General features: G+C 67.7%; 19 protein-coding genes. 7 read left to right on the forward strand and 12 right to left on the reverse strand.

Annotation, left to right across the window (positions count from 1 at the left end; all coding sequences use genetic code 11):
* Positions 1-26 precede the first annotated feature (26 nt).
* Positions 27-2195, reverse strand: coding sequence for an acetate--CoA ligase family protein (locus HJG44_RS06345; RefSeq protein ID WP_171217523.1), 2169 nt, complete (start codon positions 2193-2195; stop codon positions 27-29).
* Positions 2196-2695: 500 nt separating this feature from the next.
* Between HJG44_RS06345 and oxc the strand changes: the two genes are divergently transcribed.
* The 3 genes from oxc to HJG44_RS06360 all read left to right on the forward strand — a co-directional run bounded on the left by oxc (position 2696) and on the right by HJG44_RS06360 (position 6336).
* Positions 2696-4483, forward strand: a complete 1788-nt coding sequence (oxc, locus tag HJG44_RS06350) for an oxalyl-CoA decarboxylase (protein WP_171217524.1) — start codon at positions 2696-2698, stop codon at positions 4481-4483.
* Between the two features lie 99 nt (positions 4484-4582).
* On the forward strand, positions 4583-5863 hold the full coding sequence (gene frc, locus HJG44_RS06355) for a formyl-CoA transferase (protein WP_171217525.1): 1281 nt from the start codon (positions 4583-4585) through the stop codon (positions 5861-5863).
* Between the two features lie 128 nt (positions 5864-5991).
* A complete protein-coding gene (locus HJG44_RS06360; RefSeq protein WP_171217526.1) occupies positions 5992-6336 on the forward strand; it encodes an antibiotic biosynthesis monooxygenase family protein in 345 nt (114 codons plus the stop codon).
* 5 nt (positions 6337-6341) lie between these two features.
* Here the strand turns inward: HJG44_RS06360 and HJG44_RS06365 are convergent, their stop codons facing one another.
* The 7 genes from HJG44_RS06365 to HJG44_RS06395 all read right to left on the reverse strand — a co-directional run bounded on the left by HJG44_RS06365 (position 6342) and on the right by HJG44_RS06395 (position 11518).
* Positions 6342-6662, reverse strand: a complete 321-nt coding sequence (locus HJG44_RS06365) for a hypothetical protein (protein WP_171217527.1) — start codon at positions 6660-6662, stop codon at positions 6342-6344.
* A gap of 173 nt (positions 6663-6835) precedes the next feature.
* Positions 6836-7540, reverse strand: a complete 705-nt coding sequence (locus tag HJG44_RS06370; RefSeq protein ID WP_346767110.1) for a GntR family transcriptional regulator — start codon at positions 7538-7540, stop codon at positions 6836-6838.
* A 96-nt stretch (positions 7541-7636) separates the two neighbouring features.
* Positions 7637-8002: a hypothetical protein gene (locus HJG44_RS06375; RefSeq protein WP_171217528.1), complete on the reverse strand. Its 366-nt coding sequence runs from the start codon at positions 8000-8002 to the stop codon at positions 7637-7639.
* Positions 7999-8991 carry an NAD(P)H-quinone oxidoreductase gene (locus HJG44_RS06380; protein ID WP_171218173.1) on the reverse strand — a complete coding sequence of 331 codons (993 nt, stop codon included), beginning with the start codon at positions 8989-8991 and terminating at the stop codon, positions 7999-8001. Before HJG44_RS06380 ends, HJG44_RS06375 begins: the two co-directional genes overlap by 4 nt.
* A 50-nt stretch (positions 8992-9041) precedes the next feature.
* Complete coding sequence (locus tag HJG44_RS06385) at positions 9042-9743, reverse strand: retropepsin-like aspartic protease family protein (RefSeq protein ID WP_246736096.1); 702 nt, start codon at positions 9741-9743, stop codon at positions 9042-9044.
* Positions 9743-9943, reverse strand: a complete 201-nt coding sequence (locus HJG44_RS06390) for a DUF1289 domain-containing protein (RefSeq protein WP_171217529.1) — start codon at positions 9941-9943, stop codon at positions 9743-9745. The genes HJG44_RS06385 and HJG44_RS06390 overlap by 1 nt, the downstream gene beginning before the upstream one ends.
* A 51-nt stretch (positions 9944-9994) precedes the next feature.
* Positions 9995-11518: a sensor histidine kinase gene (locus HJG44_RS06395; protein WP_171217530.1), complete on the reverse strand. Its 1524-nt coding sequence runs from the start codon at positions 11516-11518 to the stop codon at positions 9995-9997.
* Between the two features lie 121 nt (positions 11519-11639).
* Here HJG44_RS06395 and HJG44_RS06400 point away from each other — a divergent pair, with 121 nt between their 5' ends.
* The 4 genes from HJG44_RS06400 (at position 11640) to HJG44_RS06415 (ending at position 14608) form a co-directional block, all read left to right on the forward strand.
* A complete protein-coding gene (locus tag HJG44_RS06400; RefSeq protein WP_171217531.1) occupies positions 11640-12122 on the forward strand; it encodes a thermonuclease family protein in 483 nt (160 codons plus the stop codon).
* Between the two features lie 75 nt (positions 12123-12197).
* Entirely contained in the window at positions 12198-12809 is a 612-nt protein-coding gene (locus HJG44_RS06405) for a glutathione S-transferase family protein (RefSeq protein ID WP_171217532.1), read from the forward strand.
* Between the two features lie 51 nt (positions 12810-12860).
* Positions 12861-13502, forward strand: coding sequence for a uracil-DNA glycosylase family protein (locus tag HJG44_RS06410; protein ID WP_171218175.1), 642 nt, complete (start codon positions 12861-12863; stop codon positions 13500-13502).
* 218 nt (positions 13503-13720) lie between these two features.
* Positions 13721-14608, forward strand: a complete 888-nt coding sequence (locus HJG44_RS06415; protein ID WP_171217533.1) for a class I SAM-dependent methyltransferase — start codon at positions 13721-13723, stop codon at positions 14606-14608.
* A 115-nt stretch (positions 14609-14723) separates the two neighbouring features.
* On the opposite strand, the gene HJG44_RS06420 is transcribed toward HJG44_RS06415, so the two are convergent.
* The 4 genes from HJG44_RS06420 to HJG44_RS06435 all read right to left on the reverse strand — a co-directional run bounded on the left by HJG44_RS06420 (position 14724) and on the right by HJG44_RS06435 (position 18984).
* Positions 14724-15605: an NAD(P)-dependent oxidoreductase gene (locus HJG44_RS06420; RefSeq protein WP_171217534.1), complete on the reverse strand. Its 882-nt coding sequence runs from the start codon at positions 15603-15605 to the stop codon at positions 14724-14726.
* A 59-nt stretch (positions 15606-15664) separates the two neighbouring features.
* Entirely contained in the window at positions 15665-16435 is a 771-nt protein-coding gene (locus HJG44_RS06425) for a transporter substrate-binding domain-containing protein (protein ID WP_171217535.1), read from the reverse strand.
* A complete protein-coding gene (locus HJG44_RS06430) occupies positions 16432-18294 on the reverse strand; it encodes a TRAP transporter large permease (RefSeq protein WP_171218176.1) in 1863 nt (620 codons plus the stop codon). The genes HJG44_RS06425 and HJG44_RS06430 overlap by 4 nt, the downstream gene beginning before the upstream one ends.
* Positions 18295-18369: 75 nt before the next feature.
* Positions 18370-18984 carry a TRAP transporter small permease subunit gene (locus HJG44_RS06435; RefSeq protein ID WP_171217536.1) on the reverse strand — a complete coding sequence of 205 codons (615 nt, stop codon included), beginning with the start codon at positions 18982-18984 and terminating at the stop codon, positions 18370-18372.
* Positions 18985-19047: the final 63 nt, after the last annotated feature.

Raw genomic sequence — 19047 nt, forward strand, 5'->3', positions numbered from 1 at the left:
CTCCCCGTCGAGGGGGAGGGCAGAGGTTACAGCAGACCCGCGCCGCGGGCCCATTTGTACTTGGCGCCGAGCACCTCGACCGGCAGCTCGGTCGAATAGGCATAGGCCGGAATGCCGTGGTCGTAGAGGTATTGCGACGCCTCCTCGACCTCGATGTCGCCGGCGAGCGAGGCCACGACGGGCTTCACCTTGCCCTTCGCCTTCATCTCCTCGACCACCTCGACCATCAGCCTGGCGAAGACCATCGGCGGCGTCACGATGGTGTGCCAGTAGCCGAGGATGAGCGCATGGATGCGATCGTCCTCGAGCCCGAGCCGGACCGTGTTCTGGTAGGTCCGGGGCGGCTCCCCGCCCGTGATGTCGACCGGGTTGCCCGACGCGCCGAAGGGCGGGATGAACTTCTTGAAGGCCTCGTCGAGGTCCGGCGGCATCTGCATCAGCGACAGGCCGTTATCGACCACGGAGTCGGACAGGAGGACGCCCGAACCCCCTGCGCCCGTGATGATGAGGACGTTCTCGCCCTTCGGGGTCGGCAGGATCGGCACGCCCCTGGCGAATTCGAGAAGCTGGCGCAGCGAGCGGGCGCGAACGACGCCCGCCTGCTTGAACACGTCCTCGTAGATCTTGTCGTTGCCCGCGAGCGCACCGGTATGCGAGGCGGCCGCCCGGGCGCCGGCCGAGGTGCGGCCGGCCTTGAGCACGATGACCGGCTTCTTCTTCGAGACGCGCTTGGCGGCTTCCGCGAAGGCGCGCCCGTCCTTCAGGTCCTCGCAATGCTGCGCGATGACCTTGGTGTTGTCGTCCTGCTCGAAGAAGGCGAGCAGATCGTCCTCGTCGATGTCCGACTTGTTGCCGAGCCCGACGATCGCCGAGACGCCCATCTTGGCCGAACGCGAGAAGCCGATGATGGCCATGCCGATGCCGCCCGACTGGGAGGAGAGGGCGGCCGAGCCCTTCACGTCGTAGGCCGTGCAGAAGGTCGCGCAGAGATTCTCCGGCGTGTAGTAGAAGCCGTAGATGTTCGGCCCCATGAGCCGGATGTTGTACTTCTTGCCGATCTCGACGATCTCGTCCTGGAGCTGCGGCTCGCCCGCTTCCGCGAAGCCCGACGGGATGAGCACGGCGCCGGGGATCTGCTTCTCGCCGCATTCCGTCAGCGCCGCCGCGACGAACTTGGCCGGGATCGCGAACACCGCCGTGTCGATCACGCCGGGCACGTCCTTGACGCTCTTGTAGGCCTTGTAGCCGAGGATCTCGTCCGCCTTCGGATGGATCGGGTAGATCTGGCCCTTGTAGCCGCCGTTGATGAGGTTCTTCATCACGGAGTTGCCGATCTTGCCCGCCTCGGCGGAGGCGCCGATCACCGCGACCGCCTTCGGCCGCATGATGCGGTTCATGGCGGTCACGATCTCCTCGTTGGAGCGGACCGCCGGGCGTGGCTTGGCGTCGAAGTCGAGCACGATGCGGACGTCGGCCGCGATCGCGTCCGCCTTGGTGGCGAAGACCGGGTTCAGATCCAGCTCGGAGATCTCGGGGAAGTCGGAGACGAGCTGGCTCACCTTGACGATGACGTCGGCCAGGGCCTCTCGGTCGACCGGATCGCCGCCGCGCACGCCCTTCAGCATCTCATGGGCCTGAATGCCGTCGAGCATCGACATGGCGTCCTGGCGCGTCGCCGGCGCCATCCGGAAGGTGATGTCCTTGAGCACCTCGACCAGCACGCCGCCGAGGCCGAAGGCGACGAGCTTCCCGAAGGACCCGTCGGTGATCGCGCCGACGATCACCTCCGTCCCGCCCTTCAGCATTTGCTGGACCTGGACGCCCTCGATCCTGGCGCCGGCGTTGTAGTTCTTCGCGTTCGCGAGGATCGTGTCGTAGCCCTTCGCGACCTCCTCGGCGCTCCTGAGGCCGACGAGGACGCCGCCCGCCTCCGTCTTGTGCAGGATGTCGGGCGAGACGATCTTCAGCACGACGGGGTAGCCCATCGAATCGGCGAGCCGGGTCGCCTCGGACGCGGAGCCCGCCACGCCCTCCTTCGGGACCGGGATGCCGTAGGCGTCGCAAACCAGCTTGCCCTCGGGCGCGGTGAGGCTCGTCCGCCCTTCCGCCTTCACCCGGTCGAGAACGCGGCGCACCTCGTCCCGGGCGGCCGCTGCGTAATCCTCGGGAGCGCGCTTGAGTGCTGCCTCGGCCATCGTCTTCCTCCTGAACGCTGCACGTCGTCGCGTGCCTTTGGTCCGATCTTGCCGGAACTTGGCGGATCGGGCGAGCCGGAGCACGCCCTCCATTGCTGGTATTTGGCATGCCAAGGCCTTGCGATGTCAAGCGGCGGAAGGTGTGATGCCCGGTGTGATGCCGGTGCCAGATTGACCTCTGGTATTTGGCATGCCAACGATGCCCCGGGAGAAAACGCTTGCGCGGATGGCAAGGGACCAGGGACATGGTTCCAGCCGGTACGTGACGGCAGGGAGATCAAGGAGGGGGCCTATGGCCCGGCCCGCGCTTCAGGGACGCGGCGAGCTCGCCGCTGATCGCACCGCTGCGCTGCGATCCGGCGCCGTGGGCGACGCGGCGCCTGTACGACATTCCCGTGGGCCGAGTTCGGCGGCCGCGCCGGCTTCCGCCTAGCCGGCCCGCAGCGTCCCGAGATCAGCCGAGCCGGCGCAGGCAGAAGAAAGTCACCTGGAGGAACAGAATGTCAGCGGCAGTGCGCAGTATCGAGTCGAATGTAACGGAGGTCCGGGCCGAGCCGGAGCTGACGGACGGCTTTCATCTCGTCATCGACGCACTGAAGCTGAACGGCATCACCAACGTCTACAACGTCCCCGGCATCCCGATCACCGATCTCGGCCGGATGATGCAAGCCGAGGGGATGCGGGTGATCTCCTTCCGTCACGAGCAGAACGCCGGCAACGCCGCCGCCATCGCGGGCTTCCTGACCCAGAAGCCGGGCGTCTGCCTCACGGTCTCGGCGCCAGGCTTCCTCAACGGCCTGACCGCGCTGGCGAACGCGACCACGAACTGCTTCCCGATGATCCTCATCTCCGGCTCCTCCGAGCGCGAGATCGTCGACCTGCAGCAGGGCGACTACGAGGAGATGGACCAGCTCGCCATCGCCAAGCCCCTCTGCAAGGCGGCCTTCCGCGTGCTCCACGCGCAGGACATCGCCATCGGCGTGGCGCGCGCCATCCGGGCGGCGGTTTCAGGCCGGCCGGGCGGCGTCTATCTCGACCTTCCCGCGAAGCTCTTCAGCCAGGTGATGGATGCCGAGGCGGGCCGGAAGTCCCTCGTGAAGGTGATCGACCCGGCGCCGGCGCAGATCCCGGCGCCCTCGGCCGTGAAACGCGCGATGGACGTGCTCAAGGCCGCCAAGCGCCCGCTCATCATCCTCGGCAAGGGCGCGGCCTATGCGCAGGCGGACGACGCGATCCGCGCGCTCATCGAGAAGAGCGGCATCCCGTTCCTGCCGATGAGCATGGCGAAGGGCATCCTGCCGGACACGCACCCGCAATGCGCGGGCGCGGCCCGCTCCCTCGTCCTGAAGGAGGCCGATACCGTCATGCTGATCGGGGCGCGGCTGAACTGGCTGCTCTCGCACGGCAAGGGGAAGGCCTGGGGCGAGGCCCCGAAGAAGTTCATCCAGATCGACATCGAGCCCAAGGAGATGGATTCCAACGTCGAGATCGCCGCCCCCGTGGTGGGCGATATCGGCTCCTGCGTCTCTGCCTTCCTCGGCGAGATCGAGCGCGGCTGGACGGCGCCGCCCTCCGCCTGGACGGATGCCGTGAAGGCGAAGCGGGACGAGAACGTCGCCAAGATGGCGCCGCGGCTCATGAACAACCGCTCACCCATGGATTTCCACGGCGCGCTCGGCGCGCTGCGGACCGTCATCAAGGAGCGGCCAGACGCGATCCTGGTCAACGAGGGCGCCAATACGCTCGACCTCGCGCGCGGCATCATCGACATGTACCAGCCGAGGAAGCGCCTCGACGTCGGCACCTGGGGCGTGATGGGGATCGGCATGGGCTTCGCCATCGCGGCCGCGATCGAGACCGGCAAGCCCGTGCTCGCCGTCGAAGGCGACAGCGCCTTCGGCTTCTCGGGCATGGAGATCGAGACGATCTGCCGGTACAACCTGCCGGTCTGCATCGTCGTCTTCAACAACAACGGGATCTATCGCGGCACCGACACCAACCCGGCCGGCACCGATCCCGCCACGACGGTGTTCGTCGCCAATTCCCGCTACGACGTGATGATGCAGGCCTTCGGCGGCGTCGGCGTGAACGCGACGACCCCGGACGAGCTGAAGCGCGCGGTGGATGCCGCGATGGATTCCGGCAAGCCGACGCTCATCAACGCCGTGATCGACCCGGCTGCCGGCAGCGAGAGCGGCCGCATCGGCAACCTCAATCCGCAGAGCGTCCTCAAGAAGAAGCAGCCGACCCCGGAAGGGGCCGAGACGCGCGCTCCCGGGGTGGCCTGACGAGACCCCGCGGCCTCGCCCGGACATGGGCGTGCCGCCCAACATCATCGCTAAGCACCGAGCGGGCGATCCGTCCCGCTGACCGATCGGAGGGATCAGATGACCAAGGCATTGGACGGCGTCCGCATCCTTGATTTCACGCATGTGCAGTCGGGCCCGACCTGCACGCAGCTTCTCGCCTGGTTCGGCGCGGACGTGATCAAGGTGGAGCGGCCGGGCGTCGGCGACATCACGCGCGGCCAGCTCCGCGACGTGAAGGATGCCGACAGCCTCTATTTCACGATGCTGAACCACAACAAGCGGTCCATCACGATCGATTCGAAGAATCCGAAGGGCAAGGAGGTGCTCGAGGCGCTCATCAAGAGCTGCGACGTGCTCGTGGAGAACTTCGCGCCGGGCGCGCTCGACCGGATGGGCCTCACCTGGGAGCACATCCAGAGCCTGAATCCGCGCATGATCGTGGCCTCCATCAAGGGCTTCGGCCCGGGCCCCTACGAGGATTGCAAGGTCTACGAGAACGTCGCGCAATGCGCCGGAGGCTCCGCCTCCACGACCGGGTTCCGCGACGGCATCCCGCTCGTGACGGGCGCCCAGATCGGCGATTCCGGGACCGGGCTGCATCTCGCGCTCGGCATCGTCACGGCGCTGTTCCAGCGCGAGAAGACGGGCCGCGGCCAGAGGGTCACCTGCGCCATGCAGGACGGCGTGCTCAACCTCTGCCGCGTGAAGCTGCGCGACCAGCAGCGCCTCGCGCATGGGCCGCTCACGGAGTACTCGCAGTACGGCGAGGGCATCCCGTTCGGCGATACCGTGCCGCGTGCGGGCAACGATTCGGGCGGTGGCCAGCCCGGCCGCATCCTCAAGTGCAAGGGCTGGGAGACGGATCCGAACGCCTACATCTATTTCATCACCCAGGCCCCGGTCTGGGAGGCGATCTGCGACGTGATCGGCGAGCCGGAGTGGAAGACCCACCCGGATTACGCAAAGCCCGCCGCCCGGCTGCCGCGCCTCAACGAGATATTCGGGCGCATCGAGCAGTGGACGATGCAGCACGACAAGTTCGAGGCGATGGAGATCCTCAACAAGTACGACATCCCGTGCGGGCCGATTCTCTCCATGAAGGAGATCGCGGAGGAGAAATCGCTTTATGCGACGGGCACGCTGGTCGAGGTCGACCATCCGGTCCGGGGCAAGTACATCACGGTCGGCAACCCGATCAAACTCTCGGACTCACCTTCCGAGGTGGTGCGCTCGCCGCTGCTCGGCGAGCATACGGACGAGATCCTCCGCGACGTGCTCGGCTTCAACGACAACCAGGTCGACCAGATCCGGCAGTCCGGCGCGATCGGCGGGGTGCCGGACAGGATAGCTGCCGAATAGGGCGTTCAGCTTCCCACCCACTTGAGCCGCGGGCGAGCCCCCGCGGCTTTTTTGTTGCACCGAGCAGAGCTTGATGCGGGCGAGGGATACGCACGATCTCTCGGCAGGTCTGAGCTGCGGGAGTGAACATGGCTGAGAACGGTGGAAGGGGACCGACTGTCGCGCGCATCTGGCGCGGCCGGACGCGCCGCGATCGCGCCGACGCATACGAGGCCTACAACTACGAGGTCGGCATCAAGCCCCTGATCGAGAAGGCGATCGGCGTGCAGACGATGCGCGAGGACCGCGAGACGGAGACGGAGTTCGTGACGATCTCGTACTGGGAGAGCGTCGAGGCGATGGCTGCGTTCACGGGCAGAGATCCGACCGCCATCCACCATCTCCCGCGCGACGCCGAGTTCCTGCTCGAACTGCCCGAGACGGTGCAGATCCTGCGGCTCGTCACGAGCCACGGCAAGACGGGCGGGACCTGATCCGATCAGTTCGCGGTCGGCTTGGGCGTCAGCTCATATGTGGCGTTCGCCCCAACGGTCGTGCTGTCATTGCCCGGAGCGCCCCGCGGCATTGCATGGCTCGACAGATTCAGGGCCGCTAGGCGGCACTCCGACTTGAATACCTCGGTGATGAGCGCGCATTCCTTCGCCGCATATGCGTAGAGCGCACGGCGAAGCCCTTCCTGGGTCTCCAGCTGCTCTTCGGCTGTCGCGGCGGATCCCAGCCTGGCGGACAGCTGGACCTGTACCTGGACGCGCGTGACTGCCTGGGCCGCTTGCTGAGGCATTCTTGGCATGATGTTCACCGTCTGAGCCGAGGCGGAAGTCACGAAAGCCGCCAAGGCGAGGGCGCAGGTAAGTCTGTGCATGGCGAGGGTCCCGGTTCCGTGCGCAGCATGCACCGCCGCCGATGAGCGCCGGAGGAAGTTCTTTCGTCAACTTTGAGCGATCGCCCGCCCTTCGTTCGGGAAAGGCCGCCTCACTCCTCGTGGAAGACGCCGTGCTTCGCCACGTGTTCGGCGAGGCCGAGCGTGTGGTCCCGGACGGCCGCCTCGGCCGCCGCCGCCTCCCGGCGCTGCAGGGCGGCGATGATGCGCTCGTGATCGGCCTTGGACTGCGCGGCGCGGTTGCCCTGGCGCACCGAGACCGCCCGGATCGCCCGCATGTGCAGGAACAGGTTCTCCGTCATCTCCTGGATCAGGGTGCAGCGCCCGAGCCGGATGATGGTCTGGTGGAAGCGGATATTCGCGTCCGAATATTCGTGCATGTGCTCGCCGGGCGCGTCCTGCTCGAATTCGGAGAAGATGGTCTTGAGCCCGGCGAGCTCCTCGTCCGTGGCGCGTTCGGCGGCGAGCCGCGCGGCCATGCTCTCCAGCGCTGCCCAGACCTGGATCAGCTCGATGATCTCGCGCTTCGACTTGCGGATGACGAAGATGCCGCGCCGCGGCACGGAGCGGACGAAGCCTTCCTGTTCGAGCACCGTCAGGGCCTCGCGGATCGGCGTGCGGCTTACCCCGAGATCCTGGGAGAGCTGACGCTCGTCGAGTCGGATTTCCTCGTCGGCCCCGTAGATGTCCATGTCGGTGATGGCGCGCTTCAGCGCGTCGTAGGCGAGCGCACGCAGGCTCACGCTCGCATCGAGCGGGGCGACATTCAGGCGAGGACGGGTGGCTACCTTCTGCACGGGCGAACTCTAGCCGGAATCAGCTCTGGAATACCAGAGTAAAGCTTTGCGCCGGCCCGCTTTTTCCCAAGAAGGTCAACTCACCCGGCCCTCGTGTCAGCCGCCGTGAAAGCCGCTCAGGCGGTCATCCGCTGGCTCCACCTCGCGCACGCGTCGCGCCGCCTCGATGACGCGCCCGATGAAGGCCGCGTAATCGGCCTTGTCCGCCTCGAGGTCGCCGGAGCAGCCCGTCGCCGGGAGAAAGACCGCATAGCCGACAGGATCGCGGTCGCGCTCGCCGCTTTGCCGCTCCGCCTGCTGCAGGTGGAAGGCGCCGTTCTCGTCGGGGGGCGACACGACGGTCAGACCGTAGACGACCCGGCTGTTCGGGATGCTGTTGCGGTTCGCGTCCTGGCGGAAGCGGTCGAGCGGATAGATCCGTTCGATGCTCGCCCGATCGTTGACGTTCGCAATCGGCGTCATTCCGCTGCTCCCCGCACCACGAGTACGATCTTGCCGATATGCTGGCTCGATTCCATGAGTGCATGCGCCTTTGCGGCTTCGGCGAGCGGAAAGGTCGCGTGCACGAGGGGGCGGATCGTGCCCTCGGCCAGCTTCGGCCAGACATGCTGCTTGAGCTTCGCCGCGATCGCGCCCTTCTCGGCGACCGGGCGGGGCCGGAGCGTCGAGCCCGTCAGCGTGAGGCGGTTCCGCATCACGCGATTGAAGTCGATCTCCGCCTTGGAGCCGCGAAGAAACGCGATCGAGACGTGCCGGCCGTCGGCCGCCATGCAGGAGATCGAGCGCGCGATGTAGTCGCCGCCCACCATGTCCAGCACCACGTCGACGCCCTTGCCGGCGGTCGCCTCCTTGACGACGGCGGCGAAATCCTCCTCGCGATAGTTGATGGCGCGGTCCGCGCCGAGCTTGAGGCAGGCCTCACATTTCTCGGCGCTGCCCGCCGTCGTGAACACGCGCGCCCCCGCCGCCTTCGCGAGCTGGATCGCGGTCGTTCCGATGCCCGAGGAGCCGCCATGCACGAGCAGGCTCTCGCCCGCCTTCAGCTGCCCGCGGTCGAACACGTTGCTCCAGACGGTGAAGAAGGTCTCGGGAAGGCCCGCCGCCTCCACCATGCCGAGGCCGTCCGGAACCGGCAGGCATTGCTGGGCAGGCGCCGTGCAGAACTCGGCATAGCCGCCGCCGGCGACGAGCGCGCAGACCGCGTCGCCCGCCTTCCAGTCCGAAACGCCCGGGCCGACCGCGACGATCCGGCCGGCGACCTCGAGGCCGGGGATGTCCGGCGCGCCCGGCGGCGGATCGTAATGGCCCTTCCGCTGGAAGACGTCCGGGCGGTTGACGCCGGCCGCATGGACCTCGATCAGCACCTCGCCGTCCTTCGGCTGCGGCACCGGGCGGGTGCATGGCTTCAGCACCTCCGGGCCGCCCGGGCTCGTGATCTCGATCGCGGTCATGGTCTCGGGCAAGGACGGCTCCTCTCTGAGGCTGGATTTTCCGGAAGGCTTTAGGACCTCGCGGCCCGCATGACGAGACGCTTGCCACGCACCTCGTAGGAATCGAGGCGCTCCAGGAAGGTCTGGCCGAGCAGGTTGCCCTCCAGCATGCCCGGACGGGCGACGAGCGCGGGAAGGCGCCGGACCTGGATCGGTCCCACGGCAAGGCGCTCGAGCGTGATCGGCGCCGCGAGACCGCGCCCGTTCGCGGTCGAGACCGGGATGCGGAAGCTCAGGGTCTCGAGCTTGAAGCCGAGGGCCTCGGCCGTCTCGGCGGAGAGCACGACCGAACTCGCCCCCGTATCGAACAGGAAGCGGACCTCGCGGTCGTTGACCTTGGCCGGGACGAGGAAGGTGCCGTCGTAGCGGCGCGTCACCGCGACCTCGCCGCCTTCGCCGACCACCGTCTCGGGCAAGCCGAGCCCCATATCGTCGCGCACCGCACGCGCGACCTCCGACAGCTCGGCGCGGTGGAGATAGACCGCTCCGATCCCGCTCAGGAGCAGCGCCCAGACGAAAACCGCCCCGAGAGCGTTGCGCCAGCCGCCGCGCGCCCGCTCGGTCGCCCAGCCGGTCAGCATCAGCGCGACGGCGAGCAGGCCGAGCGCCGCCGCGATCTCGCCCGGAGCGAAACCGAGGATCGGGCCCCGTCCGGCGACGGCGACCACCCAGGCGAAGATGGCGAGGATCCAGCCCCAGCCGGCTGCGCCCATCAGGCGCTCTCCTCCGAGGCGGCAGGCAGCAGAAGCCGCTCCATCCGCTCCGGAAGCCCCGCCATGATGGCGAGGCGCTCCTCCTCGCTCATGCTGCCCCAGCGCGCGATCTCCTCGCGCGTGCGGCCGCAGCCTTCGCAGAGCCCGGTCTCGGGATCGAGGATGCAGACGCGCAGGCAGGGCGTGGAGACGGGCGCCATGCGCCCTATGTGGCGTGCCCGCGCCCGTTCGTCACCTGGGGCCGGGCGCGGTCACGCCGCCTGCGTCTTCTTGCGACGCTCGACATCGACCGCCGGGAGCGCGTCGATGACCCGCGCCGCCGGGAAGGTCACGATGACCTCCGTTCCCTCGCGCGGCTTCGACCTGAGCTGGAACCCGCCGCCATGGAGGTCGATCAGGCCCTTCACGATGGGCAGGCCGAGGCCGGAGCCCTGCTCGGCCGTCTTGATGGCGAGCGAGCCGCGGCCGAAGGACGACATGACGACCGGGATCTCCTCCTCCGGGATGCCGGGCCCGGTGTCCTTTACGCTGACATATTGCCCGCCGGACGAGGTCCAGCCGACCTTGATCGTGATCTCGCCGCCCTGCGGGGTGAACTTGACCGCGTTGGACAGGATGTTGAGCACGATCTGGCGGACGGCCCGCTCGTCCGCCCACAGGCGGGGGAGGGAGGGGTCCAGGAACTCCCGGAAGGTCTGGTTCTTGGCCTTGGCCTTCAGCGCCAGCATGTGGCGGCAATCGGCCACGATATGGGCGAGCTGGACGGCCTCCTCCTTGAGCTCGTAGCGTCCCGCCTCGATGCGGGAGAGGTCGAGGATCTCGTTGATGAGGGTCAGGAGGTGCTGGCCCGACGCATGGATGTCGGCCGAATAGTCCTTGTAGGCCGGCGTCGCGTGCGTGCCGAACACCTCGTTCTGCATCACCTCCGAGAAGCCCAGGATGGCGTTCAGCGGCGTGCGCAGCTCGTGGCTCATCGTGGCGAGGAAGCGCGACTTGGCGAGGTTCGCCTCCTCGGCCCGACGGCGTGCCTCGTCCGAGTTCGCCTTCGCCTGCTCGAGCTCGGCGAACATCGCGTCCTTCTCCGACCGGGACTGGATGGTCGAGAGCGCGCTCGAATAGAGCCGGTTCGCCAGGATCACGAAGAACAGGATCGCGCTGGACGTCATCGCGAGCAGCATGATCGCGTCGAAATCGCGCTGGTTGGCCGCGATCGAGAGCGCGATCGCGGCGAGCGGCGCGAGCCCGAGATAGACCGCCAGCGGGATCGTGGCCGACAGGCTCGTCGTGACGGCCGTCACCATCAGGACGACGAACAGCGCAAAGCCGTTCGTCCCGGCTTCCACATGCGCGAGCGTCTGGACCGCGAGGCCCCAAGTCAGGCCGGTGATGAGCTCGAGCAGAATGAAGCGGCGCCGCCATTCGGCGAGCCGGACCTCCTCGGCCGGCGTGGCGAGAAAGCGCTGCGCGAGGAGTAGCATCGTGCCGATCACCACGACCGCGATGCAGAGCCAGCTGGTGGTCTGGCCGATCGGCACCCATAGCGACGAGACAAGCGCGATGACGGTCGCGAAGACCAGCAGCAGGATCGAGCTGCCGCTATGATACTGTGCGAAGAGGCGGACGAGCTCGTATTCGTAGGAGCGCTCGAGGCCGACGGAGGAGGTCAGCTTCTCGCGTGCGCTCCGCATCTCCTTGGCGAGCTTGCGGCGTTGCACGGCGCCCTGCAGCGCGGGGCCACGCCCCTGCTGAACGATCTGAGCCGTCAACTCGCCCATTTACGCACGCACACTCGCCGGGGTTACGCGCCGGTTCGAGCATCATGCTTCGGAAACGTTAACCTCCTCCTGACGATATCCGTAAAGTCGACGTTCACCGGGCGGGCCTCTTTGGCGCCCCATGCTTCGTCGCCTGGACGGTCTTATCGCGACCCTGGTCCTGGTCGCGCTCGCGATCGGGGCCGTGTCTGTCCGGCGCGAACCGGAACGCCTCGCCGGCGACGTGCGGGTCGTCGACGGCGACACGATCGAGCTCGGCGGACGGCGGCTCCGCATCGCCGGGATCGATGCGCCGGAGCTCCGTCAGACCTGCGAGCGGGGAGGGGAACTCTATCGCTGCGGCGAGACGGCCCGGGAGGAGCTGCGCCGGCTCGCCGGACCCGGCCTCACCTGCCGTGTCGCGGGGCGCGACCGCTATGCCCGCGACCTCGCGGTCTGCGAGGCGGGCGGCCGGGACGTCGGCGCGGCGCTGGTCTCGGCCGGCCTCGCGACCGCCTATGGCCGGTACGAGGCCGAGGAGCGGGAGGCCCGCCGGCGCCGCCTTGGTCTCTGGGCAGGCACCTTCCAGCGGCCGGCGGAATGGCGCGAGGCGCATCCGCGCTGAGATCTTGTCTTGCCCGAGACTGCCGGCTCCGCGACAAGCGGGCCGGGACTGCCGATGCGGAGCGGGAGGAACATCATGAAGCTGTACGATTCCGGCCGCGCGCCCAATCCGCGGCGGGTGAAGATCTTCCTCGCAGAGAAAGGGATCACGATCCCGACGGAGCAGATCGACCTGACGAGACTCGAGCACAAGGGAGAGGCCTATTCGGCCCTCAACCCCGTCCAGCAGGTGCCGGCGCTCGTCCTGGACGACGATTTCGTGCTCACCGAGACCATCGCGATCTGCCGCTACTTCGAGGAGCTGCAGCCGGAACCGCCGCTCTTCGGCACGGACGCGTTCTCGCGCGCGCTCGTCGAGATGTGGCAGCGGAGGATCGAGTTCGGCCTCCTCGTGCCGGTCGCGGCGGTGTTCCGCCACCTTCACCCCGCCATGGCGCAGATGGAGGTGCCGCAGGTGCCGGCCTGGGGCGAGGCCAACAAGGAGCGCGTCAACCGCTTCCTCGCCGTTCTCGACAAGGAGCTGGTCGGGCAGAGATTCATCTGCGGGCCGAGCTTCACGGTGGCCGACATCACCGGCCTCGTCGGGCTCGATTTCATGAAGCCGGCGAAGCTCGCCGTCCCGGACGAGTTCACCCATGTGCGACGCTGGCACGAGGCGCTGTCGGCCCGGCCGAGCGCGAAGGCCTGACGCGCATCCGGCCGCATGGACGGGGAGGGCGGGCCGGGCTTTCTGCCCGCAATGGGCGCCGAGCTGTGGGACGAGGCGGAGGAATTCGAGACGATCGCGGCGCGCTTGCGTGCGTGCCGGGTCTGCCGGGATAGCCCCCGGTATGGCGAGAGGCTGCCGCACGAGCCGCGGCCCATCCTGCAGGGCTCGGCCGGGGCCCGGCTCTGCATCGCGAGCCAGGCGCCCGGCAATCGCGCGAATATCAGCGGCCGGCCGTTCGACGACCCGTCGGGCGTGCGGCTGCGGAGCTGGCTCGGGCTCGACGAGGCGCGCTTCTACGACCCCGCACGCCTGGCTATCGTGCCGATGGGGCACTGCTTCCCGGGCTATGACAGGCATGGCGGCGACATGCCCCCGCGGCGCGAATGCGCGGAGGCCTGGCGCGAGCCGGTCTTCGCCGCCCTGCCGCGCCTCGAGCTGGTCCTGGTGATCGGGCTCTATGCCCAGGGCTGGCATCTCGGGCGGGGCCGGTCCGGCCTCACCGAGACCGTCCGGCGCTGGCGGGAGATCTTCGCCGAGGAGCGCCGGCCGCGCCTGCTGCCGCTACCCCATCCGTCGTGGCGCAACTCGGGATGGCTGAAGCGCCATCCCTGGTTCGAGGCCGAGCTCCTGCCCGTGCTGCGGGCGGAGGTCGCACGACTGGTCGGAGGCTAGCGTCTCGTTCGATCGGCTTGGCCCCGACGGCGCCGCAGCGGCAGGCCGCGCCCCAACGAGATCGCCCAAGCATACAGACGAGGTCCGTCCAGCCAAGCGCCCTGTAACTCCGGAGTTACTCCCTCTTCTCGGGTTGCCGGTGCCGTCGTCGAAGCCTATCCAACGGGTGGCGCCCTTGCGACGAAACCCTCGCCCGCGGTCAGAGAGGGGACCTCTCGATGCTTGCCACCTTTCTGAACGCCAAAAGGGCAGCATCCGACACGTTCTGGGGCCTGAAGAGATTGCCCTGGAACTTCGATCGCTTCGAGAAGCTCGTCTTTACGGCGGCGCTATCACCCATTGACCAGTATGTCGCGCTCAATATAGCGATGCGAAACGATGCGATATTCGAGGTCAGCTACGCCTACTGGCGGATCAAGCGGATCAACAAGATCCTTGAGATCTACGGCGAGGATTTTTTCCGGGGGAAGCGCATCCTCGAGCTAGGCTCAGGCCTGTCCGATATCGGCGCTTTCTTTGCGGATCTCGGCGCCGAGGTGCTATGTCTCGAAGGGCGACAAGAGACGGTTCGCCTGGCAAGGCTGAAGCACCGCAAGGTCGATCGCCTCAGGATCGAGCAGCACGACCTCGAGCAGGATTTCTCTCGTTTCGGCAGATTCGACCTGCTTATTCACTTCGGTCTGCTGTACCACATTCCCGACGTCGATGGACATCTCAGTCGATGCTTCGCGATGGCCGACGAAATCGTCCTGGAAAGCGTCGTGTGCGACTCCACCAACCCTGAAAAGATCGTCCTCGTAGAGGGAAATTCCAACGTCATCGAGGAATGCCTGCACGGAACGGGAAGCAGGCCGTCTCCATCTTACGTGGAGCGTATCGCGGAAGAGAACGGCTTTTTGGTCGCCCGGCATTTCACGTCCGACCTGAACGTGGACAGGCTGTTCGTCTACGACTGGGAGCACAAGAACGACGGCAATCTCGGCGGATGGCGAAACAGGCGTTTCTGGCGCTTCTCCCGCACGAAGTACCACGAGGGTGCGGACCGTTGGACGGAGCCGGGCAATCCGTCGAGGATCACGACGCGGCCGTCGCTGAAGGCGATCTGAGGGGCAGGGCTGCGGGTCGCTCCGTCGGGCGGTTTGTGGACCGAAGAGGCGGTACTTTCGGACCGCCTCTCCCGCTCGCGGCAGGCCCTCGGCGGCCGAGTTCGTCGAGCTCGGACTAGCCCTTCTTCGCGCTCTGCTGCAGGCGGGCGAGGAGGCTGGACGTGTCCCAGCGGTTCCCGCCCATGCGCTGCACCTCGCCGTAGAACTGGTCGACGATCGCGGTGACGGGCAGCGTCGCGCCGTTGCGGCGCGCCTCGTCCAGGCAGATCGACAGGTCCTTGCGCATCCAGTCGACCGCGAAGCCGAACTCGTACTTGCCCTCGTTCATGGTCTTGCCGCGGTTCTCCATCTGCCAGGAGCCGGCGGCGCCCTTCGAGATCACGTCGAGCACGGCCTCGATGTCGAGCCCGGCATGCTTGCCGAAATGGATCGCCTCGGCGAGGCCCTGGACGAGGCCCGCAATGCAGATCTGGTTCATCATCTTGGCGAGCTGCCCGGAGCCCGCCGGTCCGAGGAGGCGGCACGACCGCGCGTAGCTCATGATGACCGGCTCGACGCGCGCGTAGGTTTCCGCCTCGCCGCCGCACATGACCGTGAGGACCCCGTTCTCCGCGCCGGCCTGGCCGCCGGAGACCGGCGCGTCGACGAAGCCGAAGCCGCGCTCGGTCGCGACCGCCTCGAGCTCGCGCGCCACGAGCGCCGAGGCGGTGGTGTGGTCGACGAAGGCAGCGCCTTTGGCCATCGTCTCGAAGGCGCCGCCGCTGGCCGTCGTGACCGAGCGGAGGTCGTCGTCGTTGCCGACGCAGGCGAAGACGATCTCCTGCCCTTCCGCCGCTTCGGCCGGCGTCCTGGCGGCCCGGCCGCCGTTCTCGGAGACCCATTTCTCGGCCTTGGCGAAGGTGCGATTGTACACCGTGACCTCGTGCCCCTTCTGGCCGAGGTGCCGGGCCATGGGATAGCCCATCACGCCGAGGCCCAGGAACGCCACTCTCGCCATCGTTTCCCCCTGCAATGCCGGCCGCTCTTAGGGAGCCCGCGCGGGCGGGTCAAACCGGCTCACTTGATATCGAACGGGATGAACTTCGCCCGGATGCGGTCGTAGGCGCCGCTCGCGATCACCCGCCCGATCGCCGCATCGAAGAAGGCGACGAGCGCGGCATCGCCCCGGCGGACGCCCACGCCGATTCCCTCGCCGCGATCGACCGGCAGATCCGCCACGAAGCGGCAGCACGTCTTGCCTTCGCGGCTCTGCAGGAACCTGAACAGCACGAGCTTGTCGCCGAGCACGTAGTCGAGCCGGCCCGTCAGCAGGTCGAGATTGGCCTCCTCCTGCTTGGCGAAGGGGCGGAGCTCCGTGCTCGGGTAGTTGCTCTCCAGGAAGCCAGCGAACTCGCTCTCCGCGATCACGCCGACGGACTTGCCGACCAGGTCGGGCACCCCGCCGGAGGCGCTGGCAGCGGTCGCCTTCTGGGCGATCAGGGCGGCGGGGATGCGGTAATAGGGTCTGGAGAACGAGACCCGCTTGCGCCGCTCCTTGGTGATCTCGAGCGAGGACATGATGGCGTCGTAGCGGCGCTCCTTGAGCCCGCCGATCATCCCGTCCCAGTCCTGCAGGACGAAGCTGCAGGAGGCCCCCATCGCCTCGCACATGGCGCGGCCGAGCTCGATCTCGAAGCCGGCCGGCTCGTTGTTCTCGACATAGTTGAAAGGCGGATAGGCGCCCTCCGTGGCGATCCGGATCGTCGTCTGCGGCGACGCGGACTGCGCCCAGGCGCCGGCGGTGCCCAGGAGCGAGACCAGGCCGACGATGAGCGCGCGGAGCGTCACTGGATCCTTGGCGGCGCGCCGAGATCGATCGGCGGCAGCCCGGCCGGGCCGCCCGGGCCGTCCAGTCCGGGCACCATGAGGTTGTCGAGGCTGCGCTGGACGGCGGCCGGATCGACCACCGGGGCCGCCGACTTATAGTGCATCACGATCTGCGGATAGAAGATCACGATCGCGACCATGATGAGCTGGATCACCACGAAGGGGATCGCCCCCATATAGATCTGGCCGGTGGTCACGGGCGCCATCTGCCTGCCCGTGACGCGGTCGAGATAGGGCACCTTCGGGGCGACCGAGCGCAGGAAGAACAGCGCGAAGCCGAAGGGCGGATGCATGAAGCTCGTCTGCATGTTCACCGCCAGCATCACGCCGAACCAGATGAGGTCGATCCCGAGCTTGTCGGCCACCGGCCCGAGCAGCGGGATGATGATGAAGGCGAGCTCGAAATAGTCGAGGAAGAACGCCAGCACGAAGACGAGCGCGTTCACGACGACCAGGAAGCCGATCTGGCCGCCCGGGAGCGAGGTCATCAGGTGCTCGACCCAGAGGTGTCCGTTCACGCCATAGAAGGTGAGCGAGAAGACGCGGGCGCCGAGCAGGATGAAAATCACGAAGGCCGAGAGCTTCGCGGTCGCCTCCGTGGCCTGCTGGAGCAGGGTCCAGTTGAAGCGGGCCGGGTTGCGGTCGAGCCGACGCTTGAAGGCGGCGAGGATGATGGACCCGAGCGCGCCCATGGCGCCGCCCTCCGTCGGGGTTGCGACGCCGATGAAGATCGTGCCCAGCACGAGGAAGATCAGGAGCAGGGGCGGCACCATCACGAAGGTGACCTGCGTCGCCATCTTCGACATCAGCGTGAGGCCGCCGATGCGCTCCGCGAGGCCGACGATCAAGGCGTAGAGGGCCGCGGCAGCCACCATTTCCAGGACGATCGCCGTGACCTCGTAGCTCGGATAGGAGCGGTGCAGCGCGAGATACGCCGCCCCGAGCGCCACCACGATCGCGGCCGACAGCGCCACGCGGGCCGGGCCGAGGAAGCGATGCATCACGGCGCAGATCAGGGCGACGACCGTCGAGACGCAGATCGTCAGGATGACGAAGTCGGCGCCCGCCTTGATGCCGGTCTGGCCCATCACGTAGTAGCCGACGAGGCCCGAGAAGAGCACGAGCACGCCGAGCTGCCATACGCCGCGGGCACCGTTCGGCTCACGATAGCCGATCGCCTCCACCGGCAGGCCCGGCGCCGATTTCGGGTAGAGCTGCGTCATCAGGAAGACGTAGCCGGCATAGAGGCCGGACAGGATCAGGCCGGGCAGGAAGGCGCCCTCGTACATGTCGCCGACGGAGCGGCCGAGCTGGTCGGCCATGACGATGAGGACGAGGGAGGGCGGGATGATCTGGGCGAGCGTGCCGGAGGCCGCGATCACACCCGAGGCGAGGCGCCGGTCGTAGCCGTAGCGCAGCATGATCGGCAGCGAGATCAGGCCCATGGAGATCACGGAGGCGGCCACCACGCCCGTCGTCGCGGCCAGCAGCGCGCCCACGAAGATCACCGCATAGGCGAGCCCGCCGCGGATCGTGCCGAAGAGCTGGCCGATCGTGTCGAGCAGGTCCTCCGCCATGCCGGAGCGCTCGAGGATCAACCCCATGAAGGTGAAGAACGGGACCGCGAGCAGGACCTCGTTCGACATCACCTGGAAGACGCGCTCCGGCAGCGCCTGGAGCAGCGGCCAGCTCAGCGAGATCTCCTGCGGCGCGTAGGGCGCGAGCTCGACCGCGATGACGAAGAAGAGGAGCCCGTTCGCGGCCAGCGCGAAGGCCACCGGGTATCCGAGCAGCAGGAACACGACCAGCGCGGCGAACATGATCGGCGCGAGGTTGTGGGCGATCAGTTCAGCCACGTGACCCTCTGGATTGCGTTGCGTCGTCGGAGCGCCGGGTCAGCCCTGCAGGGCGGGCGGCTTCACGGCGGGATCGTCCCCGCTCTGGGCAAGGAGCCGCTCGGCCTCGGCTTCCGCGGCGGCCTGGTGACCCACCCCCTGCGTGTCTTCCATGAGCCCGCGGGCGATGGCGACCCGCTTGATCACCTCGCTCACCCATTGCAGCAGGAGGAGCGCGAAGCCGATCAGGATCAGCGCCTTGGCCGGCCAGATCGTGAGCCCGCCGGCGCTGCTCGACACCTCGCCGCTCCGGTACGAGGTCAGGAAGAACGGCACGGAGAGCACCGTCATCACGAGCGCGAAGGGCAGGAGAAAGAGGAAATGCCCGATGAACTCGATGATATTGCGCCCGCGCTGCGACAGCTTCGCCGAGAGGATGTCGATGCGGATGTGCTCGTTGGCGGCCAGCGTCCAGGGCGCGCAGAACATGAAGACCGCGCCGAACAGGTACCATTGCAGTTCGAGCCAGGCATTCGACGAGATGCCGAAGGCCTTGCGGACGATCGCGTTCACGGCCGAGACGAGGATTGCGACCAGGATCGCCCAGGCCGAGATGCGTCCGATCGCGCGGGTAAGGCCGTCGATCCCGCGGCTGAGTTGGAGCAGGGAGGTCACGCGTTTTCCTCTGGCGCCGCTTCGCTGGGCAGCGTCCGTCGATGCGCAGCAACCTCAAGGACA

The sequence above is a fragment of the Enterovirga aerilata genome, from assembly GCF_013044135.1.
GTDB classification, from domain to species: domain Bacteria; phylum Pseudomonadota; class Alphaproteobacteria; order Rhizobiales; family Beijerinckiaceae; genus Enterovirga; species Enterovirga aerilata.

Excerpts from the sequence above, each read along its gene's own strand:
- frc (WP_171217525.1), top strand. The coding sequence starts at position 4,583 with ATGACCAAGGCATTGGACGGCGTCCGCATCCTTGATTTCACGCATGTG.
- HJG44_RS06410 (WP_171218175.1), top strand. The coding sequence starts at position 12,861 with ATGGGCGCCGAGCTGTGGGACGAGGCGGAGGAATTCGAGACGATCGCG.
- HJG44_RS06375 (WP_171217528.1), bottom strand. The coding sequence starts at position 8,002 with ATGACGCCGATTGCGAACGTCAACGATCGGGCGAGCATCGAACGGATC.
- HJG44_RS06415 (WP_171217533.1), top strand. The coding sequence starts at position 13,721 with ATGCTTGCCACCTTTCTGAACGCCAAAAGGGCAGCATCCGACACGTTC.
- HJG44_RS06390 (WP_171217529.1), bottom strand. The coding sequence starts at position 9,943 with ATGGCGCCCGTCTCCACGCCCTGCCTGCGCGTCTGCATCCTCGATCCC.
- HJG44_RS06430 (WP_171218176.1), bottom strand. The coding sequence starts at position 18,294 with ATGTTCGCCGCGCTGGTCGTGTTCCTGCTGCTCGGATACCCGGTGGCC.
- HJG44_RS06420 (WP_171217534.1), bottom strand. The coding sequence starts at position 15,605 with ATGGCGAGAGTGGCGTTCCTGGGCCTCGGCGTGATGGGCTATCCCATG.
- HJG44_RS06385 (WP_246736096.1), bottom strand. The coding sequence starts at position 9,743 with ATGGGCGCAGCCGGCTGGGGCTGGATCCTCGCCATCTTCGCCTGGGTG.
- HJG44_RS06360 (WP_171217526.1), top strand. The coding sequence starts at position 5,992 with ATGGCTGAGAACGGTGGAAGGGGACCGACTGTCGCGCGCATCTGGCGC.
- HJG44_RS06345 (WP_171217523.1), bottom strand. The coding sequence starts at position 2,195 with ATGGCCGAGGCAGCACTCAAGCGCGCTCCCGAGGATTACGCAGCGGCC.
- HJG44_RS06395 (WP_171217530.1), bottom strand. The coding sequence starts at position 11,518 with ATGGGCGAGTTGACGGCTCAGATCGTTCAGCAGGGGCGTGGCCCCGCG.
- HJG44_RS06380 (WP_171218173.1), bottom strand. The coding sequence starts at position 8,991 with ATGACCGCGATCGAGATCACGAGCCCGGGCGGCCCGGAGGTGCTGAAG.
- oxc (WP_171217524.1), top strand. The coding sequence starts at position 2,696 with ATGTCAGCGGCAGTGCGCAGTATCGAGTCGAATGTAACGGAGGTCCGG.
- HJG44_RS06400 (WP_171217531.1), top strand. The coding sequence starts at position 11,640 with ATGCTTCGTCGCCTGGACGGTCTTATCGCGACCCTGGTCCTGGTCGCG.
- HJG44_RS06405 (WP_171217532.1), top strand. The coding sequence starts at position 12,198 with ATGAAGCTGTACGATTCCGGCCGCGCGCCCAATCCGCGGCGGGTGAAG.